Origin of the sequence: Azohydromonas australica DSM 1124 (assembly GCF_000430725.1) — a bacterium.
Lineage (GTDB): Bacteria > Pseudomonadota > Gammaproteobacteria > Burkholderiales > Burkholderiaceae_C > Azohydromonas > Azohydromonas australica.
On record NZ_KE387206.1, the window covers coordinates 101,516 to 122,653 of the forward strand.

Sequence of the window (21,138 nt, forward strand, 5' to 3'; positions counted from 1 at the left end):
TCCGGCGGCGTGGACCTGGACTCCATCCGCCGCATCGCCGCCACCGGCGTGGACCGCATTTCCAGCGGCAAGCTCACCAAGGACGTGCGCGCGGTCGACCTGTCGATGCGGGTGATCGGCTGAGAAACGGGCGGCGTTCGCGCCGCCAGGGCCGTGAACACGGCCTAAACCAATTCATTGCCGGGATGTGTGCGCTCCGCGCCGCCCCGGCTTTTTTCATGGGTTTTTTGCGCCGCATCAAAAACACCGTCGCGCCGCCGCCACGGTTGAAAGCTTTTTGCAATTGCGAATTCTTATCATTTGACTTCATGGGCGCGAGGGGCGTCCGAGGGTCAGGTGATGCGGTCCAGAGTCATGAAACAGGTGCTCGCGGTGCTGGCCGCCGCGGTGTTGGCGGGTTGTGGTGGCGGCGGTTCCAGCAGTGGCGGCAGCGAGGCCGGCACGGCGGCGACGGAGACGGCGCTGTCGGCGCAGGCGCAGCTGGGCGCGAAGATCTTCGTGGACCAGACGCTGTCGGCCTCGGGCCGGCAGTCCTGCCAGAGCTGCCACGACCCGGCGCGCGCGCACGGCGCGCCCGATGACCACGCCGGACAGCCCGGCGGCAAGGACACGCTGACCGACCAGGGCGGCCGCAGCTCGCCGTCCATCCGCTACCTGAAGTTCAACGCCAGCTTCGCCTTCGCCAACGACGGCACGCCCACCGGCGGCTTCTTCTGGGACGGGCGCGCCACCTCGCTCAAGGACCAGGCCGGCGGCCCGTTCCTGAACCCGGCCGAGATGGCCAACGACAGCGTCGAGGACGTGGTCGCCAAGGTGGCCAAGGCGTCCTACGCGGCCGAGTTCCGCCAGGTCTTCGGCCAGGACATCTTCAGCCGCCCGCAGGACGCCTACGACCGTCTCAAGCTCGCGCTGCAGGCCTTCGAGCAGGAAGACCCGGCCTTCGCGCCCTTCAGCAGCAAGTACGACGAGGTGCTGCGCGGCAAGGCCACGCTGACGGCGCAGGAGCAGCGCGGGCTGGTGCTGTTCAACTCGCCGGCCAAGGGCAACTGCGCCGCCTGCCACCCGTCGGCCAAGGGCGCCGACGGCAGCCACCCGCTGTTCACCGACTTCAGCTACGACGCGCTGGGCGTGCCGCGCAACCCGAAGCTCAAGACGGTGCAGGACGACCCCGGCTTCTTCGACCTCGGCCTGTGCGCCTTGCCCGGCTTCGAGAGCCGCGCCGACCTGTGCGGCGCCTTCAAGGTGCCCACGCTGCGCAACGTGGCGCTGCGCGGCAGCTTCTTCCACAACGGCCGCTTCACCGACCTCAAGGAAGTGCTGAGCTTCTACGTCACGCGCGACACCGACCCGGCGCGCTGGTACACGCAGGCCGACGGCAGCGTCGTGAAATTCGACGACCTGCCCGAGAGGTACCGGCGCAACGTCAACCGCACCGAGGCGCCCTACAACCGCCAGGCCGGCGCCGCGCCGGCACTGACCGAGGCCGAGATCGACGATCTCATCGCCTTCCTCAAGACGCTCAACGACGGCTACGTCACGCCCTGAAGAGCGCGCCCACCGATTTCCGGCCTCCAGAAGAAAGCAGTCTCATGAAGATCGATCCCCGTTTCGCCCTGCGGCCGCTGGCGGCCGCGCTGCTGCTGGGCTGCGGCCTGGCCCACGCGCAGAGCACCGGCGAGACCGCGCTGATGAAGCGCCTGGACCAGCTCGCCGCCGAACTCGCCGCCGTCAAGGCCGAGCTGGCGACGCTGCAGCAGCAGCGCGCGAATGCCCCCGCGCCTGCCGGCCAGGCCGCCCCTGCCGCGCAGCCTGCGGCCGTGGCCCGGACGGCGCCCGCCGCCCAGCCCGCCCCCGTGGCTGCGGCGCCCGTCGCCCCTGCGGAGGACACGGCGGGCGGTGCCCGCTACAGCGTGTCGGCGGGCAGCGCCACCGTGATCGGCGGCTACGGCGAGATCAACTACAACCGCCCGAAGAACTCGTCGCGCGACGCACAGGCCGACCTGCGCCGCGCCGTGCTCGGCATCCAGCACCGCTTCGACGAGCGCACCAAGGTCGTGACGGAGCTGGAGGTGGAGCACGCCGTGAGCTCCGCCGGCGACGTGGGCGAGGTGGCGCTGGAGCAGGCCTACATCGAGCACCAGTTCACGCCCACCTGGGCCGCCCGCGCGGGCCTGTTCCTGGTGCCCATGGGCCTGATCAACGAGAACCACGAGCCCACCGCCTACTACGGCGTGGAGCGCAATTTCGTGGAGACGGCCATCATCCCCAGCACCTGGCGCGAGGGCGGGGTGCAGGCCGTGGGCAGCTTCGACAACGGCCTGACGCTGCAGGCCGGCGTGGCCACCGGCTTCAACGTCAACAAGTGGGACCCGGCCGAAGGGCGCGAGTCGCCGCTGGGCGCCATCCACCAGGAGCTGGCGCAGGCGCAGGCGCGCGATCTGTCGGTGTTCGGCGCGCTGAACTGGCGCGGCATCCCGGGGCTGCTGGTGGGCGGCGGCGTGTTCAGCGGCGGCGCCTCGCACGGTATCAGCGTGACCAAGTCGCGCGTGACGCTGTGGGACCTGCACGCGCGCTGGACGCCGGGCCGCTGGGACCTGGCCGCCGTCTACGCCCGCGGCAGCATCAGCAACAGCGCCGCGCTCAACAACGAGTTCGGCATCGTCGGCTCCGACGCGCCGATCCCGCGCAACTTCGACGGCGGCTACCTGCAGGCGGCCTACAAGCTGTGGGAGAGCGGCAGCTACAAGCTCAAGCCCTTCGTGCGCGCGGAGCGCTTCAACGTCGCGCGCCGCTATGCCGACGGCCTGGGCCCCATCGCCACGCCCAACGGCCTGCCCACCGAGCGCGTGCTCACGGCCGGCGCCAACTTCGACATCGGCTCCGGCGTGGTGCTCAAGGCCGACTACCAGAAGTTCAAGCAGAACAAGGACCTGGACCGCTTCGACCTCGGCCTGGGCTGGAGTTTCTGAATGCGTGTCCTGACCACGCTCGCGGTCCCGCTGGCCCTGGCGCCGGTGGGCGCCTTCGCCGTGGAGTACATGACGGCGGAGCAGGCCGCGAAGCTGATGTTCCCGGACGCCGAGCGCTTCGAGGCGCGCGCGCTGGCGCTGGACGCCGCGCAGATGCAGCAGCTCGCCGCCCGCGGCGTGGCGCCGCGCTCGGCGCAGTGGAACGTGCAGGCCGCGCTGCGCGGCACGCAGGTGCTGGGCTACGTGGTGGCGGACGCCGTGATCGGCAAGTTCGAGCTCATCGGCTATGCGGTGGGCTTGTCCGCCGACGGCGCGGTGAAGCAGGTGGAGATCCTGTCGTACCGCGAGAGCCACGGGCACGAGATCCGGCTGCCGGCGTGGCGCAAGCAGTTCGTGGGCAAGACGGCCGCCGCGCCGCTGCGCGTGGGCGAGGACATCTCCAACATCAGCGGCGCCACGCTGAGCTGCACCCACGTCACCGAGGGCGTGCGGCGCATCGTGGCGGTGGTGGAGACAGCCCGCAAGGGCGGAGCCTTGTGAGGCCCTGATGCCGCAGCCCGCCGTGCCCGATCCCGCGCTTTCGCCGGGGCAGGGCGACGGCTGGGTTGCGGGCACAACTGCTTTTCCATCGGCCTGGCACCGCCGCGCCCGCCCGCTCCTGGGCACCCTGGTGGAAGTGGCCGCCGACGCCGCCGCGCCGCCCGCCGCGCTGGAGCAGGCCTTCAGCGCGATCGAGGCCGTGCAGGCGGCGCTCTCGCGCTTCGAGCCCGGCAGCGACCTGGGCCGCTTCGAGCGGCTGCCTGCCGGCGGGTCGCTGGCGCTGCACCCGGCTGGCGCGCGTGCGCTGCGCGCGGCGCAGGCGCTGCACACCGTCACCGGCGGCGCCTTCGACGTGGCGCTGGGCAGCGGGCGCTGGCGCTGCGAAGGCGGCCGGCTGCTGAAGCTCGACGCCGCCACCCGGCTGGACCTGGGCGGCCTGGCCAAGGGCTACGCGGTGGACCGCGCCGTGGAGGCGCTGCGTCGCGCGGGCGCCCGTGCCGGCTGGGTCAACGCCGGCGGCGACCTGCGCGCCTTCGGCCCAGTGCAGCTGCCGCTGCGGCTGCGCGACGAGGCGCACGGCGGCGTGCGCGAGCTGGGATTTCTGCACGAAGGCGCCTTCGCCACCAGCCACTACGGACCCGGCAGCCGCAGCCGGCTGTTCGGCGCCGGGGAGAATGCCGGGTTTTGCCATGTCAGCGTGGCGGCGCCGCGCGCCCTGTGGGCCGACGCGCTGACCAAGCTGGTGGCGCTGGACATCGAGGTGGCGCCGCTGCTGTTGCGGCGCCTGGGAGCACAGGCATGGGTCCATCCGAACCCCTGAAGAAACATGCGCCGGCCACCGGGCCGGTCCGGCCGGCGTCCAGGCCGTCGCACGGCGGCGCCGGCGCGGGCGGCGTGATCGACTTGGCCCTGGCCAAGCACGCGGCGGTGCGCCGCGGCGCCGCGGCCACGGGGCCGGTGCTGACGGTCGCCACTTGGCAGCGCGTGCTGCTGCTGGGCACGGCGGTGCTGCTGCTGGCCAGTGGCGGCGCGTGGCTGGCGGTGCACTACCTGCTGGGCGCGGGCGCCGGGGAGCTGCCGCATCCGACGGAGCCGTGGCTGATGCGGCTGCACGGCCTGGGCGCCTTCGCCGCGCTGTTCGCCGGCGGCTCGATGGCTGGCGCGCACGTGGGCGCCGGCTGGCGCGTGTCGGCGCGGCTGGGCACGCAGCGCCGCAGCGGCCTGGCGCTGTGCACCCTGCTGGCGCTGACCGCGCTCAGCGCCTACCTGCTCTATTACTTCGCGCCCGAGGACTGGCGCGGGCTCCTGGGCTGGGTCCACGCCGGGCTGGGCGCGGCACTGGCCGCCACCGGCGGATGGCACGCCCGCCGCCGGGTTTTGCGTCAGCGCAAACCCGCAGCAGATACGGCCCGTTAGTCGCGGGTGATAATGAGACAAACTCTCATTTAGACAACCCGCCTCGCGTGCCCATGCTGCTTTCCGACCTGCCCAACGGCGCCAGCGCCACCGTGCAGCGCGTGCTGCCCGAAGCCCCTCCGCTGGACGCCGCCGCGCTGCGCCGGCTGGGCGAGCTGGGCTTCCTGCCCGGCGAGCCGGTGCAGGTGCTGCGCCGCGGTCCGGGCGGGCGCGAGCCCATTGCCGTGACGGTGGGGCAGACGATGTTTGCGCTGCGCCTGGCCGAGGCGCGCTCCATCGAAGTGATTCCCGACTGAGAAGGCCTGAACGTCGATGAGCGCCGCCGATCTGCCGTCCCCCGTCGCGCTGCCCAGCGTGGCGCTGGTGGGCAACCCCAACTGCGGCAAGACCGCGCTGTTCAACCTGCTCACCGGCGCGCGGCAGAAGGTCGCCAACTACGCCGGCGTGACCGTGGAGCGCAAGCTGGGCATGGCCCGGCTGCCCGGCGGCCATGGCGTGCAGGTGATCGACCTGCCCGGCGCCTACAGCCTGCGCCCGGCCACGCCCGACGAGGAAGTGACGCTGCAGGTGCTGCAAGGGCAGCGCGTGGGCGAGGCGGTGCCGGACTACATCGTCGCCGTGGTGGACACCACCAACCTGCGCATGAACCTGCGCCTGGTGCTGGAGCTCAAGAGCCTGGGCCGGCCGATGATGCTGGCGCTCAACATGGCCGATGTGGCGCGCGCCCGCGGCCTGACGGTGGACGTGGCGAAGCTCTCCGCCGAGCTGGGCATGCCGGTGGTCGAAACCATTGCCGTGAAGGGCGACGGCCACCGGGCGCTGATGGACCAGCTGGTGAAGCACCTGCAGTCCGACCCGCCCGATCCCGCGCTCAATGCGCCGCACGTGCTGTCACTGCCCGACAGCAGCACGCTGCAGCAGGAGGTGCGCCGCATCCTGGAGGTTGCCGCGCCCAGCGCGCTCAAGGCCCAGCGCTTCCACTACAAGCTCGACGCCTGGGTGATGCATCCGGTGTGGGGCCTGGTGATCCTGGCGGCGCTGCTGTTCATCGTGTTCCAGGCCGTGTTCTCCTGGGCCAGCGTGCCCATGGACGCAATCGAGGCCGGCTTTGCCCACCTCGGCGAGTGGACCACCGCGCACATGGCCGACGGCCCGCTGCGCAGCCTGCTGGTGGACGGCGCCATCGCCGGCGCCGGCGGCGTGCTGGTGTTCCTGCCGCAGATCCTCATCCTGTTCCTCTTCATCCTCATCCTGGAGGACTCTGGCTACCTGCCGCGCGCAGCCTTCCTGCTGGACAACCTGATGGGCCGCGTGGGCCTGTCGGGCCGCGCCTTCATCCCGCTGCTCTCCAGCTTCGCCTGCGCGGTGCCGGGGGTGATGGCCACGCGCACCATCACGCACTGGCGCGACCGGCTGGCGACGATCATGGTCGCGCCGCTGATGACCTGCTCCGCGCGGCTGCCGGTGTACGCGCTGCTCATCGGCGCCTTCATCCCGGAGCGCTCGGTCGGCCCCTTCAACCTGCAGGGCCTGACGCTGTTCGCGCTCTATGTGGCGGGCGTGTTCTCGGCGATGGCGGTGGCCTGGGTGTTCAAGCGCGTGTGGCACCGCAGCCGCTACCAGCCGCTGATGCTGGAGCTGCCGCCGTACCGCGTGCCGGGCCTGCGCAACGTGGGTCTGGGGCTGTGGGAGCGCGCGCGCATCTTCCTGCGCCGGGTGGGCACGATCATCTTCGCGCTGACGGTGCTGCTGTGGTTCCTCTCCAGCTACCCGGCGCCGCCGGCGGACTGGAGCGGCACGGCCATCGAGTACAGCTTCGCCGGGCGCCTGGGGCGCTTGCTGGAAGTGGTGTTCTCGCCGCTGGGCTTCAACTGGCAGATCTCCATCGCGCTGGTGCCGGGCATGGCCGCGCGCGAGGTGGTGGTCAGCGCGCTGGGCACGGTGTACGCGCTCTCGGGCGACGGGGTGGACCAGGCGCTGGCGCCGCTGATCGCGCAGCAGTGGTCGCTGGCCACCTGCTTCTCGCTGCTGGCGTGGTTCGTGTTCGCGCCGCAGTGCATCTCGACGCTGGCCGCGGTCAAGCGCGAGACGAACGCCTGGCGCTATCCGATCGCCATGGCCGTGTACCTGTTCGGGCTGGCCTACCTGGCGGCTTTCATCACCTACCGCGTCGCGCTGGCGCTCGGAGGAGGCTGACATGACGGTGCAAACGCTGATCGTCGCGCTGCTGGTGGCCTGGGCCTCGGCCTACGCGGCCTGGGTGCTGATGCCCGCGCCGCTCAAGCGCGGACTGCTGGGTTTCGTGCAGCGCCACTGCCCAGGGCTGGCGCGGCGCGTGGCGGCGGGCGAGGGCGGCTGCGGCGGGTGCAGCGGCTGCGGGCCGGCGCCGGCGAAGAGGGCTTCCGGGGCGGACGTGAAGACCATCCAGGTGCATCGGCGCAAGGCCTGAGGCCGGCCTGGCTTGCCGGCTGGAGGAGCGCTTCGCAGGGGCTTCTTTGCGCCAGACCGGCGAAGGTGCGGTGGTGGCCGGGGACAGTCAAAGCGTTCCCGGAGGACGAAGTACGGGCGGCGGCCTCTCTGCTTCGTCATTCCCGCAAAGGCGGGAATCCAGGCGGCCCCACGTCATCCCGAAGCCTGGGTGCTGCGAACCAGGACCCAAGCCCTGGCGTTCCGACCAATCTGCTTGTGGCGGCTTGGGGGCCGCCTGGACTCCCGCCTGCGCGGGAGTGACGAGTCGGTGTGCGAGGCGGCCCGGCTCACGAGATGCGGGAGTTTGGAAATCTCCCCGGACAACACCGGGCGCACGCCGCAATCGTGTCGCTTCCTTACTTCGCCGCCACGCGCGCCTTCTCCAGCTCGGCCTGGAACTCCTTGACCAGCGGCTCGCCCACCTGCGCGGCGTACTTGTCCACCACCGGCTTGACCTTCTCGCGCATGCGCTGCAGCTCGGCCGGGGCGATGTCGTTGATCAGCATGCCGTGCTTGATCAGCTCCTGGCGCGACTTCTGGTCCATCTCGCGCGCCACCTTGCGCTGGTAGTCGCGCGCCTCCACGGACGCGTCCTGGATGATCTTCTTCTCGTCGGCCGAGAGGCCGTCCCAGAACTTCTTGCTCACCAGCAGCATCTGCGGGTTGTAGATGTGCCGGGTGTTGCTCATGTACTTCTGCACCTCGTAGAACTTGGACGCCTCCGCAGTGCTGTACGGGTTCTCCTGCCCGTCCACGGCCTTGGACTCCATCGCGGTGTAGAGCTCGGGGAAGGGCATGGGCACGGCGTTGGCGCCCAGCGCGTTGAGCATGTCGATGTAGAGCGGGTTCAGGATGGTGCGGATCTTCAGGCCCTGGATGTCTTCCATCTTCTGGATGGGCCGCTTGCTGTTGGTGATGCTGCGGTAGCCCTGCTCCATGTAGGACAGGCCCACCAGGCCCTTCTCGGGCAGCTTGTCCATCAGCTTCTTGCCCACCGGGCCGTCGAGCACGAAGTCGGCCTCGCGCTCGTTGGCGAAGGCGAAGGGGAAGTCCAGCAGCACGAACTCCTTGATCATGCCCACCAGCTGTGCCGGGGCCATCATCGACGCTTCCACCGTGCCGCCCTGCATGGCCGAGGCCACCTGCTGCTCCCCGCCCAGCGTGCCGCCGGGGAAGATCTTCACCTTCATCTTCCCGCCGCTCTTGGCGCTGACCACGTCGGCGAACTTCTTGGCGCCCAGGCCCTGCGGGTGGTCCAGCTGGTTGACGATCGGCAGCTTGATGCTGCGCTCCTTGATGTCGGCGGCCAGCGCGCCGGTGGCGGCGGCGCCGAGGAAGAGGGTGCCGATGGCGCCGGCGACGAGGCCGCGCTTGAAGGTGTCGATGCTCATGCTTGTCTCCTGCTTGCGTGCCGGCGCTTGGAGCCGGCACGGGAAATGAAGTGAAGGGGTTGCGTTGCGCGTGGCGGCGTCAGCCCACGCGCTCGATCTCCGCCAGCAGCGCGGCGCTCATGGCTTCCAGCGGCGCCTGCTGGCCGCCGGTGTAGAGCTCGACCTGGCCGCGGGCCTGGTGAAGCATCATCCGGGTGCCGTCCGAGGTGCGGCAGCCCAGCGCCTCGGCATCGCGGATGAGCCGGCTGCGCACGGGAATGAAGGCCGCGTCCATCACGAACAGGTGCGGCGCGAGCCGGCCGGCGATGGGGTTGACGTCCGGCGCCTTGAAGCCCGCCGCGGTGGCGTTGACCACGCCGTCGAAGCGCTCGGCCTCGAAGTTCTCCAGCGTGCCGCCGAACTCCAGCCCGAAGTCCTGCGCCAGCGCCTGCGCCTTCTGCGCCGTGCGGTTGAACACCGTCACGCGTGCGCCGGCCTCGCGCAGCCCGTAGGCGATGGCGCGCGCCGCGCCGCCCGCGCCCAGCAGCGCGATGCGCTGGCCCGGCAGCGTGGTGATCTCCTCCAGCGCCCGCACCGCGCCGATGCAGTCGGTGTTGTAGCCGGTGAGCTTGCCATCCACGTGGTTGATGGTGTTGACCGCGCCGATGGCGCGCGCCGTCTCGTCCAGCGCGTCCAGGTGCGCGATGACGGCCTGCTTGTGCGGCATGGACACGTTCATGCCGCGGATGCCCAGCGTGCGGATGGCGGCGATGGCGCCGGGCACGTCCTCCACGCCGAAGCAGACGAAGGTGTAGTCCAGGCCCAGCGCCGCATAGGCGGCGTTGTGCACCTTGACGTTGAAGGTGAAGGGCGAGCCCATGATGGACCCGCACAGGGTGGGAATGGAGCGAGGCATGGCTTGCAGGTCCTTTCAGCGGCGGAGCAGGACGGCGCAGTGCGGCGGCTCGCCGTCCAGCACCGCCAGCAGGTTCTCGGTGGCGAGCTCGGCCATGGCGCGGCGTGTCTCGTGCGTGGCCGAGCCGATGTGCGGCAGCGGCGTCACGCGCGGGTGCGTGCGCAGCGGCGACGCCTGCGGCAGCGGCTCGGTGGCGAACACGTCCAGCGCCGCGGCGCGCAGCGGGCCGTTGTCCAGCGCCTGCAGCAGCGCGTCCTCCTGCACCAGGCCGCCGCGGGCGCCGTTGACGAAGATCGCGCCGGACTTCATCAGGGCGAACTCGCGCGCGCCCATCAGGCCGCGCGTGGCCTCCGACAGCGGCAGCGTCAGCGCCACGATGTCGGCGCGCTGCAGCACCTCGTCCATGGGCAGCCGCGTCACCAGCCCGGACAGCTCGGGCACGCGCACCTCGAAGGGGTCGTGGTAGAGCACCGGCATGCCGAAGCCCAGCGCGGCGCGGCGTGCCAGCGCCTGGCCGATGCGCCCGAAGCCCAGGATGCCCAGCGTCTTGCCGTGCACGTCCCAGCCGAACAGGTCCTCGCCGATGTTGCGGGTCCAGCGGCCCTCGCGCACGAGGTTGGACAGCTCCACCAGGCGGCGGCTGGCGCACAGGATCAGCGCGAAGAGGGTGTCGGCCGTGGTCTCGGTCAGCACGCCCGGCGTGTTGCACAGCGTGATGCCGCGCCGCTCCAGGTAGGGCAACTCGTAGTTGTCCACGCCCACGGAGATGCTGGAGATCACCTCCAGCGCCGGCGCGCGGTCCAGCGTCTGGGCGTCCAGCGCAAAGCTGGAGCCGATCAGGCCCTGCGCCTGCGGCAGCGCGTCCAGGAAGCGCTGCCGCTCCTCGGTGCGGCGCGGGTCGGCCACGACCACGTCGTGGCGCTCGGTGATGCGCGCCAGCAGGTCCGGCGGCAGCGCGCGGAAGACGACGACGTTCTTGCGGTTCACAGCCCAGCCTCCTGCAGTTGCGCCCGGGTGGGCAGTCCTTCGGTGTCGCCCGTGACCTGCACGGCGCGCGCGCCGATCCAGGCGCCGCGGCGCGCGGCCTCGGCCACGCTGCGGCCTTCGAGCAGGGCGCTCAGCACGCCCACGGCGAAGCCGTCGCCCGCGCCCACGGTGTCCACCACCTTCGCGACGGGGAAGGCCGCCACCTGGCCGGTGCCCTCGGCCTCGTCGTCGTAGTACGCGCCCTCCGGCCCCAGCTTGACGATGACGGTGCGCACGCCCCGCTCGCGGTAGAAGCGCGCGATGGCCAGCGGGTCGCGGCTGCCGGTCAGCACGAAGCCCTCCTCGATGCCGGGCAGCACCAGCTCGCACTGCACGGCCAGGCCGTTGAGCGTGTCGCGCATCAGCGCCTGCGAGGCCCAGAGCGTGGGGCGCAGGTTGGGGTCGAAGGACAGGCGCCGGCCGGCCGTGCGCATCACCTCGATGGCGCGCCGCGTCACCTCCAGCGTGCTGGCCGACAGGGCGGGGAAGACGCCGGTGACGTGCAGCTGGCGCGCGCCGCGCAGCCAGTCCTCGTCCAGGTGCCGCAGTGCCATGCGGCTGGCGGCGGAGCCGGCGCGGTGGTACTCCACCGGCGGGTCGCTGCCGTCGTCCACGCGGCCCTTGAACTGGAAGCCGCTGCGCTCGCCCGGCGCCACTTCCACGTGCGAGCAGTCGATGCCCTCGCGCTGCATCTCGTTGAGCAGGTAGCGCCCCATGGAGTCGGCGCCCAGCCGGCTGCCCCAGCCGACCCGCAGGCCCAGCCGCGACAGGCCGATGGCGACGTTGGTCTCCGCGCCGGCGGTGCGCTTGTGGAAGTGCTGCACCTCTTCCAGCGGGCCGGTCTCGTCGGCCACCAGCATCAGCATGGCCTCGCCCAGGGTGACGACGTCCAGGCGGTGCTCGGGGGTGGGGTGCTTCATCGCTGTGTCTCCAAGCGGCGCAGCAGGGCGACCTCGGCGCGCGTGACGCCCACCAGGTCCTCACCCTGCAGCGGGTATTCGATGGCGCGCGGAACGCCAGCAGGCAGCGTGCGCAGCACGGTGCGCCACGGGGCGGCCGACGCCGCCAGCGGCACCGCCACCCACTTGGCCGGCAGGCGCTGCACGCCCTTGCAGTGCACGTAGCCCACGCCCGCGGCCAGCGCTTGCGCGGCCTGAAGCGGGTCCTCGCCCTGCCAGTGCCAGTTGCCCATGTCGAAGGTCATGGGCAGGCGCAGGCCGGCGGCCTGCGTGTCGGCGAAGAAGCGCTGCAGCGCGGGCAGGGTGCCGGCGCATTCGGTCTGGTCGTTCTCGATCAGCAGTTCCACCCGCATCTCGGCCAGGCGCCGCGCCAGCAGCGGCAGCTCCTGCGGCCCCGCGTAGCCGCCGATGGCCATCTTCAGCTTCGGTGCGCCCAGCAGCGCGGTGTGCTCCAGCGCGCGCTCCAGCGCCGGCAGGTCGAGCGTGCCGTCCATGCGCCACAGGCCCTCGGGGCTGGAGAAGACCCGCAGCAGGCCGCGCGCCTCGGCCAGCGAGGCCAGCGCCGGCAGTTCGGCGGCCGGGTCGTTCAGCAGCTCGCCGCGCACCTCGAACCCGTCGGCCCCGGCCTCCGCCGCCAGCTCGGCGAAACGGCGCTGGCCCAGGCGGTGCACCTCGTCCGCACCAAAGGCGGACAGGGAAATGAGGATGGGGGGAGAGGACATGCTCAAACGACTCCGAAACCGGTTTCAGAGGATTTTAGGAAACCGGTTTCAGAGTTATATGCGGGCTAACCCGGAGTGGCTGGAAACAGAGAGTTCAGGCGCCGGCCTGCGAGGAGCCGCGCACGATGAGCCGGGCGGGCAGGCGGAAGCGGCGCGGCTCGGGGCCCTGGCCTTCCAGGCGCTCGATGAGGCAGCGCGCCGCCTGCTGGCCTATGTCGTCGGTGGGCTGCGCAAGGGTGGTGATGCCGGGGCCCACCAGCGGCGCCCAGTCGGTCTCGTCGAAGCTCACCAGGCCCAGGTCGCGGCCGAGCGTGCAGCCCAGGCGCCGGGCGGCGGCAGCCACGCGCAGGCCCACCACGGCGTTGACCGCCAGCACGGCGGGGCGGCGCTCGACGCTGGCCTGCTGCAGCAGGCCGCGCAGGGCGGCGTCCAGCGCGGCGTCGTCACCGGGCGGGACTTCCACGCCGGTTCCGCGGCACTGCGCCGCGTGCGCCTGCACGAAGGCGTGGAAGGCCTCGTGCCGTTCCGCGCGCGAGCTGGCCTGCTGGATCGGCTCGGTGACGAAGAGCAGCTCGTTCCAGCCCTGCTGCAGCAGGTGCTCCAGGGCCAGCGGCACGGCCTGGGCGTTGTCCAGGCCGACCAGGTCCAGCGGCGCATCGAGGGCGCGGTCCACCAGCACGATGGGCTTGCCCCGCTGCAGCGCGTCGTCCAGTACCTGCCGCTCGCGGCCGAGGGTGTGGAGGATGAAGCCCTCCACCTGGTAGGAGGCCAGCGCGGCGATGGCCTCGCGCTCGCGCGTTTCCTCGTTGCCGAGGTTGAAGAGCATGAGCATGTAGCCGGCGGCGCGGCAGACCTTCTCCGCGCCCTGCAGCACCGCCACCGAAAACGGGTTGGCGACGTCGGCCACCACCAGCCCGATGAGCCGCGAGCGCCCGCGCTTGAGCGCCTGCGCCATCGGACTGGGCGCGTAGCCCAGCCGGTCGATGGCCTCCTGCACCCGCGCCGCCAGCTCCGGGCTCATCAGCTCGCCGCGGCGGTTCAGCACGCGCGAGACGGTGGCCTTGGACACGCCGGCCTCGCGGGCGACGTCGTCGATGGTGATGCGGGGACGGACAGGAAGAGGAGAAACGCTGCGCATGGCGAGACTGTAGGGCCTCGCGGGAGAAACCGGTTTCAGTGTTTCTCTGCCCCCACTCGACTCAGTCCTGCGCCGGCAGCGCCTTCGGGTTGCTCTCCGCCAGTCGTTGCAGTGCGACGAGTTCCAGGTGGTGCCGCAGCGCCGCGTGCAGCGGCTGGCCGGGATCGGCCGCCCCGGCGCGGATGCGCTGCACCAGCACGTCGTTGAGGCCGACCAGCGCCGCCTCCATCTCGCCGTCCGCCGGCGGCGGGGAGGGGGATTCCGGGTCGTCCAGGCCCAGCAGCGTGCGCAGCGAGCGCCACTCCGCCAGGGCGGGCGCGTCGCCCGCGCGCAGCTGGCGCTCGGCGATGCCCATGGCGTTGGCGACCATCAGCGCGGCGTGCCGGTGCTCGGCCGGCAGCGCGGGCAGCAGGGTGTCGCGCAGCAGGGCGCGGGCGGCCTGCAGCAGCTCGGCGCCGTCGGGGTGGTCGCGCATCAGCCGTCCTCCGTCATGTTCAGGATCTCCCACTCCAGCTCCGGCGTGATGTGCGCCGTCAGCGCCAGCAGCAGCGAGCTTTCCTCGCCGGAAACGTGCCGCTGCGCCTGCTGGATGGAGATCAGCGCCCAGTTCATGTGCGCCATCACTTCCCAGTAGCGCACCTGCTCGCGCGGAATGCGGCGGCCGGATTCGGCCTCGTAGCCCGCATAGAAATCCTCGCGCTGGCCGATGCCGCCGGCTTCCAGCTCGTTGCGGCCGAAGCGCCAGCACTTGGCGCAGAACCAGCCGATGTCCTCCAGCGGGTCGCTCCAGCCGGCGAACTCCCAGTCCAGGATGCCCGTGAGGCCCTGGCCGTCCACCATGTAGTTGCCGCTGCGGTAGTCACGGTGGCAGAGCGCTAGCTCATCGGGGCGCGGCGCATGGCGCTCCAGCCAGCGCAGGCCCCATTCCATGACCGGGTGCGGCGTTTCGTGGGCGTCGAGCCAGCGCCGCGCCCGGTCGATCAGCCAGGCGGCGGGCGGCAGCTCCGGGCGCGGCAGGAAGTCCAGGTCCGGCCGCGGCGGGCGGATGGCGTGGATGCGCGCCAGCTCGCGGCCGAGCTGTTGCGCAAGCTGCACCCGGTCGCCGCCGAGCTGCGGGTCCTTCACGATGCGGTGCGCCGCGGCGGTGCCGGCCACGCGCCGCATCACGAAGAAGGGCCGCCCGAACACCGACCGGTCCTCGCACAGCCACAGCGGCTCGGGCACCGTCACGCCCACGCCGTGCGCCGCCTTCAGCAGCGCGAACTCCTGCGCCCGGCCATGGCTGGTGGCGACGCCGGCGGAGGCCGAGTCGCAGCGCAGCACGGCCTGCAGCTCGCCCTCCAGCGCGCCGCCGTCCAGGCTCATATCCAGGCGCCAGTTCTCCTGGATCGCGCCGCCCGACAGCAGCTGCGCGTGGGTGATGCGCGCCGCGCGTGCGCCGGCGGCCTGGGCGATGAAGGTTTCCAGGGCGGCGCGCTGCGCCTCCTGCAGCACTGGGGCGCTCACAGGGAACTCACCAGGTGGGCGCCGTCCACCGCCAGCGTGGCGCCGGAGATGGCGCGGCCGGCGTCGCTGGACAGCAGCAGCAGCGCGCCGTCCAGGTCCTCGGCCTCGCTGAAGCGGCGGCTGGGGATGCGCGCGCGCAGCTTCTGGCCGTGCTCGGACTGCAGGAACGCGCGGTTCAGGTCCGTCACCACGTAGCCCGGCAGCAGCGCGTTGACGCGGATGCCGTGCCGCGCCAGCTCCAGCGCCATCGACTTGGTCATCTGCACCAGCCCGGCCTTGGAGATGGCGTAGGGCGCCACACCGCCGGCCTGACGCTCGGCCAGGATCGACGCGATGTTCACGATGCTGCCGCCGCGGCCGGCGTCCACCAGGCGGCGGGCGGCTTCCGTGGCGACCAGCCACGCGCCCTTGAGGTTCGTGTCCACCACGTCGTCCCAGTCGGTCTCGGTGTGGTGCAGCAGCGGCTTGGTGACGGTGGTGCCGGCGTTGTTGACCAGCACCTCGGCCACGCCGGCCTCGGTTGCCAGGCGGTCGAAGCAGTCGCGCACGCCGGCGGCGTTGGTCACGTCCAGCGGCAGCGCCAGCGCCTGGCCGCCCAGGGCCTGGATCTCCTGCACCAGCCCCTGCAGCGCCTCCACGCGCCGTGCCGCCACGGCCACGCGCGCGCCGGCGCGGGCCAGCGTGAGCGCGAAATGCCGGCCCAGGCCGCTGGAGGCCCCGGTGACCAGCGCCAGCCGGCCGTCGAGCCGGAACATGGATTCGATGCCGCTCATCGTTGCTCCCTCGCGCTGCGCGCGGTTTCTACAAGAGGGACGCCGTGCTTCTTGGGGCGGCCCGGCGAAGCACTCATGCCCGCCCCGCCACGATCTTCCTGCCCATGCTGTAGCGGTGCACTTCGCTGGGGCCGTCGTAGATGCGGAAGGCCCGCATGTCGCTGAAGATGCGCGCCACGATGCGTTCGCCCGTGACGCCCTGGCCGCCCAGGATCTGCACGCAGCGGTCCACCACGCGCCACTCGGCTTCGGAGCAGACCACCTTGGCGCGGCTGGATTCGAAGTTGCCCTTCTGGCCCTGGTCCAGCAGCCAGGCGGTGTGCCAGATGTGCAGCCGCGCGGTGTGCAGGTCCATGTCGTTGTCGGCCAGCATGAAGCTCACGCCCTCGTGCTCGCCCAGCGGCTTGCCGAAGGCCTGGCGTTCGCGGGCGTAGGCCAGCGCCTCGTCGTGTGCGCGCCGCGCCTGGCCCAGCCAGCGCATGCAGTGCGTCAGGCGCGCCGGCGCCAGCCGCACCTGCGCGTACTTGAAACCCTTGCCCAGCTCGCCCAGCACGTCGGCGGCGGGCACGCGCAGGTTCTCGAAGCCCATCACCGCGTGGCCGCCGGTGAAGCAGCTGTCCATGGCGTCCATCAGGCGCTCGATGCGGATGCCGGGACGGTCCATGTCGGTGAGGAACATGCTGGCCGAGCCGTCCTCCATGCGCGCCATGACGATGGCGAAGGCCGCGCCCTCGGCGCCGGTGATGAACCACTTGCGGCCGTTGATCACGTAGTCATCGCCGTCGCGCACCGCGGTGGTGGCGAGCATCGACGGGTCGGCCCCGGCGCCGGGCGCGGGCTCCGTCATCGCGAAGCAGGAGCGGGTGTGGCCCTGCACCATCGGGCGCAGCCAGCGCTCCTTCTGCGCGTCGGTCGCCACCTGCTCCAGCAGGTGGATGTTTCCTTCGTCCGGCGCGTGGATGTTGAGTGCCGTGGGGCCCAGCGTGGAGTAGCCGGCTTCCTCGAAGACGACGGCCTTCTCGACGTGCGTCAGGCCCAGGCCGCCCAGCTCGCGCGAGGCGTGCGGCGTGAGCAGTCCGGCGGCGCGGGCGCGCCCGACCAGCTCGCGGCGCAACGCCTCGCTGGGGCCGTGCGGCGTCTGGCGCGGATCGCGCTCCAGCGGGATGACTTGCTCGGCAATGAAGCGCCGGGTGCGTTGCTGCAACTCCAGCAGTGCCGGGGAGAGGGAGAAGTCCATGGGATGCAGGCGAGTTCCGGGAGGGCGCCAACCCTATGCAGCAAAGTGCAGGAGAGGCGCTGCCGGAGTATGTCCAGCCGGGGCGGGGCGGCCCCTAGGGGATGGCCCGCAGTGGGCCCCAGGGACACCGGGCCCGTTGCAGGCCCGGCGGGTGTCAGGCGATGCGGCCCGAGACGGGGATGTCTTCGCGAGCGGGCTGGTTGTCCACGGCGGGCTCGTCGGTGGCGCCGAAGACGGGGGCGGAGAGCGCGCGGCCCAGGCCTTCAAGCGCGCTGTCCTTGTGCTGCGAGCCATCGGGCGCCTGGCGCCACGGGGCGTGCGCGCCGTGGTGGCGGCCCTGCTGGCGCATCGATCGATATTTCTCGTCGAGCTGGCGGGCGTACTCCTCGCGATAGCGTTCGAAATGGGCGTCAGTGGCGCGTAGGTCAGCCATGGTTCAGTCCTCCGTGGAAAACCGTTTTCAAACGGAACGCTAGGGTGCCGCAATCGGTGTGCCCGAAGCCAGCGGCGCGCGACTTGCCCATGGCGGGCATCCAGGAAATCCAACTTCGAGGAAGAACATGGCAACAGGCAGCCTGCTGGCGCTGGTGGACGACATCGGCACCGTGCTCGATGACGTGGCAGTCCTTTCCAAGGTGGCAGCCAAGAAGACCGCCGGCGTGCTGGGCGACGACCTCGCGCTCAATGCCCAGCAGGTCACGGGCGTGAGCGCCGATCGCGAACTGCCGGTGGTGTGGGCGGTAGCCAAGGGTTCATTGCTGAACAAGGCGATCCTGGTGCCGCTGGCGCTGCTGATCAGCGCCTTCGCGCCCTGGGCCGTGACGCCGCTGCTGATGGTGGGCGGCCTGTTCCTGTGCTTCGAAGGCGTGGAGAAGCTCGCGCACCGCTGGCTGCACAGCCGGGCCGAGGACGACGCCGCGCACGCGCAGCTGGTGCGGGCGCTGGAGGACCCGCAGGTGGACCTGGTGGCCTTCGAGAAGGAGAAGATCAAGGGCGCGGTGCGCACCGACTTCATCCTCTCGGCGGAGATCATCGCCATCACGCTGGGCGCCGTGGCCGGCCAGCCGCTGACGACGCAGGTGCTGGTGCTGGTGGGCATCGCGCTGCTGATGACGGTGGGCGTCTACGGCGTGGTCGCGGGCATCGTGAAGCTCGACGACCTGGGCCTGTACCTGGAGCGCAAGGCGTCGGCGGCGGTGCGCGCCATCGGCAGCGGCATCGTGCGCGCCACGCCGTGGCTCATGAAGGCGCTGTCGGTGGCCGGCACGGCGGCGATGTTCCTGGTGGGCGGCGGCATCTTGGTGCACGGGGTGTCGGCGCTGCACCACTGGATCGAGGAAGCCACGGACGAGCATGTCGGCTTCGTCGATGTGCTGCTGACGAGCCTGTTCGACGCCGCCATCGGCATCGCGGCGGGTGCGATCGTGCTGTTGGGTGTGAAGCTGGTTCAGCGCATGCGCGGCAGCCGCGCAGTCGCTCATTGACCCGAAATTGCTGCTTTTTGAGGCAGCACAAGGGTTGCCCCATAAGAATCAAGCACTTAGGAGCGCTGTGGGCAGGCGGCCCACAGTGTTGTCCACAGTCCTCGGGGAAAACCCTCATCCTGGGGGCTACTTGATGCGCTGCCATCGCCAAGTCACGAATGCAGGCCCCAAAAGGAGCAACCCGCCAGCGGCCTTGATCCGCTGGCGGGTTGCTTGTCGCCCTCAAGCAGACGTCGGAGGCGGTACTTGGTGAGCCCTTCGGCGTTCCGTTCTGGCCTTCCGCAGTGCGATCGGTTGACGGCTTCACTTTACGCCCCTGATCCAGGGATTCAAGGGCAATGACGTTGCGGGTAGGGGCTTGGCCGGCCACCGCGCCGCAGGCCGTGGGGACAAGAACTTCTCCAAACTGCCTAATTTCTAGGCACGGGCACGGAAGTCTTTACGAATCAACAACTTGAGGTCGCTGTCTGCAGGGGCCTCACAGAGTTGTCCACAGCGGCTGGGGAGAAGAGGCGGTGCAGCGGCCGCTGGGGCGGGCAGGGGGCTGGTCAAGCAGCCGCGGTGACGGCCCGTCCTTGCGTGCGCAATCAAGCAAGCCACACGGTGGCCCATGCAGGCGGCGCATTCGTTCCGAGCGCGCAAAGAAAAAGGGCCTTGCGGTTGCAAGGCCCTTTTCGAATTTGTGGTGGAGACGAGGAGGATCGAACTCCCGACCTTCGCATTGCGAACGCGACGCTCTCCCAGCTGAGCTACGTCCCCACAGAAGCTAGAAGTATAGGGGCACTTTGGCGATGTGTGCAAGACTTTCGCAGATTTTTTTTGATGAAAGTGACACCGGTGCCGTTGGGAGGCCCAGCCGGCTGCGCAGATTCAGCCTGCCGCACCCGCCCAGGCGGGCCGCGGCGCGTCCCATTGCCAAGACCCTTGCGCCAGCAACGCGCGCCAGTCGACGTCGGGCAGGGCCTCGAAGCGCAGTGGCGTGCCGGTGGCGGGATGGACGAGTTCCAGCGACAGCGCATGCAGCCACAGCCGCTGCACCTGCAGCCAGGCAGCCACGGCGCGGTTGTGCGCGCCCTTGCCGTGCGTCGCGTCGCCGATGAGCGGATGCGCGACGTGCTTCATGTGGCGGCGGATCTGGTGCCGCCGTCCGCTTTCAGGGAACACCTGCAGCAGCGCGTAGCGGCTGGCCGGATGCCGCGCATCGGTGGCGAAGGGCCACTCCACGCGCGCCAGCCGCTCGTAGCGCGTGCGCGCCGCCAGCAGCGGCTGGCCGGCCGAGGGGCGCTCGGGGTCGCGCGCCAGCGGGTGGTCGACCACGCCCTCGGCCGCTGGCCAGCCGCGCACCAGCGCGAGGTAAGCCTTGCGCGGCACGCCAGACTCGAACTGCGCGCCCAGGTGGCGCGCGGTGTCGGGGTCGAGCGCGAAGGCGAGGACGCCCGAGGTGCCCTTGTCCAGCCGGTGCACCGGCCAGACCGGGGCGCCGATCTGATCGCGCACCAGTTGCAGCGCGGCGCGCTGCTCGTGCGCGTCCAGCGCGGTGCGGTGCACCAGCAGCCCGGGCGGCTTCACGACCACCACCAGCTGCGCGTCGCAGTAGAGCAGCGGCAGCGTGGGCGGCGCGTCGTCGCCGGGCGCCGGTGGCAAGTCGCTGCTCAAAGCAGGTCGCCGTCCACGTAGAACCAGCGCCCGTCCTCGCGCACGAAGCGGCTGATCTCGTGCAGCCGGTGCGCGCGCCCGCCCAGCTTGCTGCGGGCCACGAACTCGACGCGGGCATGGTCGGCGTCCTGTACCTCGTGGCGCTTGACCTGCAGGCCCAGCCAGCGCAGGCCCGGCTCGTTGGGCTCCAGCACGGCGGGACGGGTGCCGGGATGCCAGGTGTCGAGCAGGTAGTCGCGCAGATCCAGCACGAAGGCGCTGTAGCGCGAGCGCATGAGCGCCTGCGCGTCCGGCGCCTGCAGCCGCTGCGGGCCGTCGTGCCAGCGCGCGCAGCACGCGCCGTAGGCCGCACCGCTGCCGCAGGGGCAGGGCGTCGAGGGGGACGTCGTCATGGAAACGAAAAACTCGGGTCGGAAAGCACGAGCGCCGCGGTCACCCCGGGGCGGGAAGCCCCGAAGCGGCGCGCGGCGCAGCGTGAAAACGGGATGTGCTCAGCGGGCGGCGTCGCCGCTGGAAACAGGACCGGTCGGGTCATCGCGCTGGATCTCGGCCACGCCGGCGCTGCCGTCGCCCGGATCGGTCACATCGCCCTCGGGCGCGAGACCGGCGCCTTCGGGTTGGTCAGTGTCGCCAGCCGTGCCGCCGGCAGCCTTGCGCTGCTTGCGCTCTTCCATTTTTTCTTCCTTCTTCTTCTTCTTGGCCAGATCGCGCTGGCGCTTCTCGAAGGCGTAGTTGGGTTTGGCCATGCGGTCTCCTGCGGTGTGTCATGGGGGGCAGCCTGAAGGCCGCCAGTGTCCATTGTCGCCGCTGAGCAAGAGCAGCCCCAGTGCCCGCAAGCCCACGCTGGAAAGCGGGCGCCCGGCCAGCGCCCGTGGAAGCGGCGATATCAGCGCGGCGGGCCGCGTTTTCGCACGGCTCCGGCCCTTCACCAGGCGTGCCGGCGCGCCTGGGCACACG

23 protein-coding genes, 1 tRNA gene and 1 pseudogene are annotated in these 21,138 nt (G+C 71.3%); 10 read left to right on the plus strand and 15 right to left on the minus strand.

The genetic code is table 11. The annotated features are described in order from the left end of the window. The 9 genes and pseudogenes from H537_RS53420 to H537_RS45625 form a co-directional block, all read left to right on the plus strand. Positions 1-123: pseudogene (locus H537_RS53420) on the plus strand (nicotinate-nucleotide diphosphorylase (carboxylating)); the annotation flags it as partial. Positions 124-354: 231 nt separating this feature from the next. Continuing rightward, entirely contained in the window at positions 355-1,545 is a 1,191-nt protein-coding gene (locus tag H537_RS0126290; RefSeq protein WP_238446803.1) for a cytochrome-c peroxidase, read from the plus strand. Between the two features lie 44 nt (positions 1,546-1,589). Continuing rightward, positions 1,590-2,969: a putative porin gene (locus tag H537_RS0126295; RefSeq protein ID WP_029000239.1), complete on the plus strand. Its 1,380-nt coding sequence runs from the start codon at positions 1,590-1,592 to the stop codon at positions 2,967-2,969. After that, positions 2,970-3,509 (plus strand): FMN-binding protein, encoded by a 540-nt coding sequence (locus H537_RS0126300; protein WP_051243283.1) that lies wholly within the window; start codon positions 2,970-2,972, stop codon positions 3,507-3,509. 7 nt (positions 3,510-3,516) lie between these two features. Next, complete coding sequence (locus H537_RS0126305; RefSeq protein WP_029000241.1) at positions 3,517-4,329, plus strand: FAD:protein FMN transferase; 813 nt, start codon at positions 3,517-3,519, stop codon at positions 4,327-4,329. Next, on the plus strand, positions 4,308-4,925 hold the full coding sequence (locus H537_RS49725) for a hypothetical protein (protein ID WP_156901951.1): 618 nt from the start codon (positions 4,308-4,310) through the stop codon (positions 4,923-4,925). Before H537_RS0126305 ends, H537_RS49725 begins: the two co-directional genes overlap by 22 nt. Positions 4,926-4,978: 53 nt before the next feature. Beyond that, the gene (locus H537_RS0126315; protein WP_029000242.1) at positions 4,979-5,221 is read left to right on the plus strand and encodes a FeoA family protein; all 243 of its coding nucleotides are present in this window, start codon (positions 4,979-4,981) and stop codon (positions 5,219-5,221) included. A 16-nt stretch (positions 5,222-5,237) separates the two neighbouring features. After that, positions 5,238-7,121, plus strand: a complete 1,884-nt coding sequence (gene feoB, locus H537_RS0126320) for a ferrous iron transport protein B (protein WP_029000243.1) — start codon at positions 5,238-5,240, stop codon at positions 7,119-7,121. A 1-nt stretch (position 7,122) separates the two neighbouring features. Next, the gene (locus H537_RS45625) at positions 7,123-7,374 is read left to right on the plus strand and encodes a hypothetical protein (protein WP_043460144.1); all 252 of its coding nucleotides are present in this window, start codon (positions 7,123-7,125) and stop codon (positions 7,372-7,374) included. Positions 7,375-7,750: 376 nt separating this feature from the next. On the opposite strand, the gene H537_RS0126330 is transcribed toward H537_RS45625, so the two are convergent. From H537_RS0126330 to H537_RS45630, 11 genes are all read right to left on the minus strand, one after another. After that, on the minus strand, positions 7,751-8,785 hold the full coding sequence (locus H537_RS0126330) for a TRAP transporter substrate-binding protein (protein ID WP_043460146.1): 1,035 nt from the start codon (positions 8,783-8,785) through the stop codon (positions 7,751-7,753). Between the two features lie 79 nt (positions 8,786-8,864). Next, on the minus strand, positions 8,865-9,680 hold the full coding sequence (locus H537_RS0126335) for a shikimate dehydrogenase family protein (protein ID WP_029000245.1): 816 nt from the start codon (positions 9,678-9,680) through the stop codon (positions 8,865-8,867). A gap of 15 nt (positions 9,681-9,695) precedes the next feature. Then, positions 9,696-10,667 (minus strand): 2-hydroxyacid dehydrogenase, encoded by a 972-nt coding sequence (locus H537_RS0126340; protein ID WP_029000246.1) that lies wholly within the window; start codon positions 10,665-10,667, stop codon positions 9,696-9,698. After that, positions 10,664-11,626 (minus strand): sugar kinase, encoded by a 963-nt coding sequence (locus H537_RS0126345; protein ID WP_029000247.1) that lies wholly within the window; start codon positions 11,624-11,626, stop codon positions 10,664-10,666. The genes H537_RS0126340 and H537_RS0126345 overlap by 4 nt, the downstream gene beginning before the upstream one ends. Beyond that, complete coding sequence (locus tag H537_RS0126350) at positions 11,623-12,387, minus strand: sugar phosphate isomerase/epimerase family protein (RefSeq protein WP_043460148.1); 765 nt, start codon at positions 12,385-12,387, stop codon at positions 11,623-11,625. The genes H537_RS0126345 and H537_RS0126350 overlap by 4 nt, the downstream gene beginning before the upstream one ends. A gap of 94 nt (positions 12,388-12,481) precedes the next feature. Beyond that, a complete protein-coding gene (locus tag H537_RS0126355) occupies positions 12,482-13,525 on the minus strand; it encodes a LacI family DNA-binding transcriptional regulator (RefSeq protein WP_029000249.1) in 1,044 nt (347 codons plus the stop codon). A gap of 61 nt (positions 13,526-13,586) precedes the next feature. Next, positions 13,587-14,000 carry a DUF6285 domain-containing protein gene (locus tag H537_RS0126360; RefSeq protein WP_029000250.1) on the minus strand — a complete coding sequence of 138 codons (414 nt, stop codon included), beginning with the start codon at positions 13,998-14,000 and terminating at the stop codon, positions 13,587-13,589. Further along, entirely contained in the window at positions 14,000-15,031 is a 1,032-nt protein-coding gene (locus H537_RS0126365) for a phosphotransferase family protein (RefSeq protein ID WP_238446804.1), read from the minus strand. Before H537_RS0126365 ends, H537_RS0126360 begins: the two co-directional genes overlap by 1 nt. Further along, the gene (locus H537_RS0126370; RefSeq protein WP_029000252.1) at positions 15,028-15,804 is read right to left on the minus strand and encodes an SDR family NAD(P)-dependent oxidoreductase; all 777 of its coding nucleotides are present in this window, start codon (positions 15,802-15,804) and stop codon (positions 15,028-15,030) included. Before H537_RS0126370 ends, H537_RS0126365 begins: the two co-directional genes overlap by 4 nt. Positions 15,805-15,877: 73 nt before the next feature. Continuing rightward, a complete protein-coding gene (locus H537_RS0126375) occupies positions 15,878-17,041 on the minus strand; it encodes an acyl-CoA dehydrogenase family protein (RefSeq protein ID WP_029000253.1) in 1,164 nt (387 codons plus the stop codon). A gap of 154 nt (positions 17,042-17,195) precedes the next feature. Next, the gene (locus H537_RS45630; protein ID WP_029000254.1) at positions 17,196-17,474 is read right to left on the minus strand and encodes a hypothetical protein; all 279 of its coding nucleotides are present in this window, start codon (positions 17,472-17,474) and stop codon (positions 17,196-17,198) included. Positions 17,475-17,601: 127 nt separating this feature from the next. Here H537_RS45630 and H537_RS0126385 point away from each other — a divergent pair, with 127 nt between their 5' ends. Next, the gene (locus tag H537_RS0126385; protein WP_029000255.1) at positions 17,602-18,525 is read left to right on the plus strand and encodes a DUF808 domain-containing protein; all 924 of its coding nucleotides are present in this window, start codon (positions 17,602-17,604) and stop codon (positions 18,523-18,525) included. A 683-nt stretch (positions 18,526-19,208) separates the two neighbouring features. Here H537_RS0126385 and H537_RS0126390 read toward each other — a convergent pair. The 4 genes from H537_RS0126390 to H537_RS0126405 form a co-directional block, all read right to left on the minus strand. Then, positions 19,209-19,284: transfer RNA gene (locus H537_RS0126390), tRNA-Ala, on the minus strand. Positions 19,285-19,395: 111 nt separating this feature from the next. Next, on the minus strand, positions 19,396-20,181 hold the full coding sequence (locus tag H537_RS45635; protein ID WP_238446805.1) for a pseudouridine synthase: 786 nt from the start codon (positions 20,179-20,181) through the stop codon (positions 19,396-19,398). Continuing rightward, positions 20,178-20,573 carry a YchJ family protein gene (locus tag H537_RS0126400; RefSeq protein WP_029000256.1) on the minus strand — a complete coding sequence of 132 codons (396 nt, stop codon included), beginning with the start codon at positions 20,571-20,573 and terminating at the stop codon, positions 20,178-20,180. Before H537_RS0126400 ends, H537_RS45635 begins: the two co-directional genes overlap by 4 nt. A gap of 99 nt (positions 20,574-20,672) precedes the next feature. Beyond that, the gene (locus tag H537_RS0126405) at positions 20,673-20,927 is read right to left on the minus strand and encodes a hypothetical protein (protein ID WP_029000257.1); all 255 of its coding nucleotides are present in this window, start codon (positions 20,925-20,927) and stop codon (positions 20,673-20,675) included. Positions 20,928-21,138: the final 211 nt, after the last annotated feature.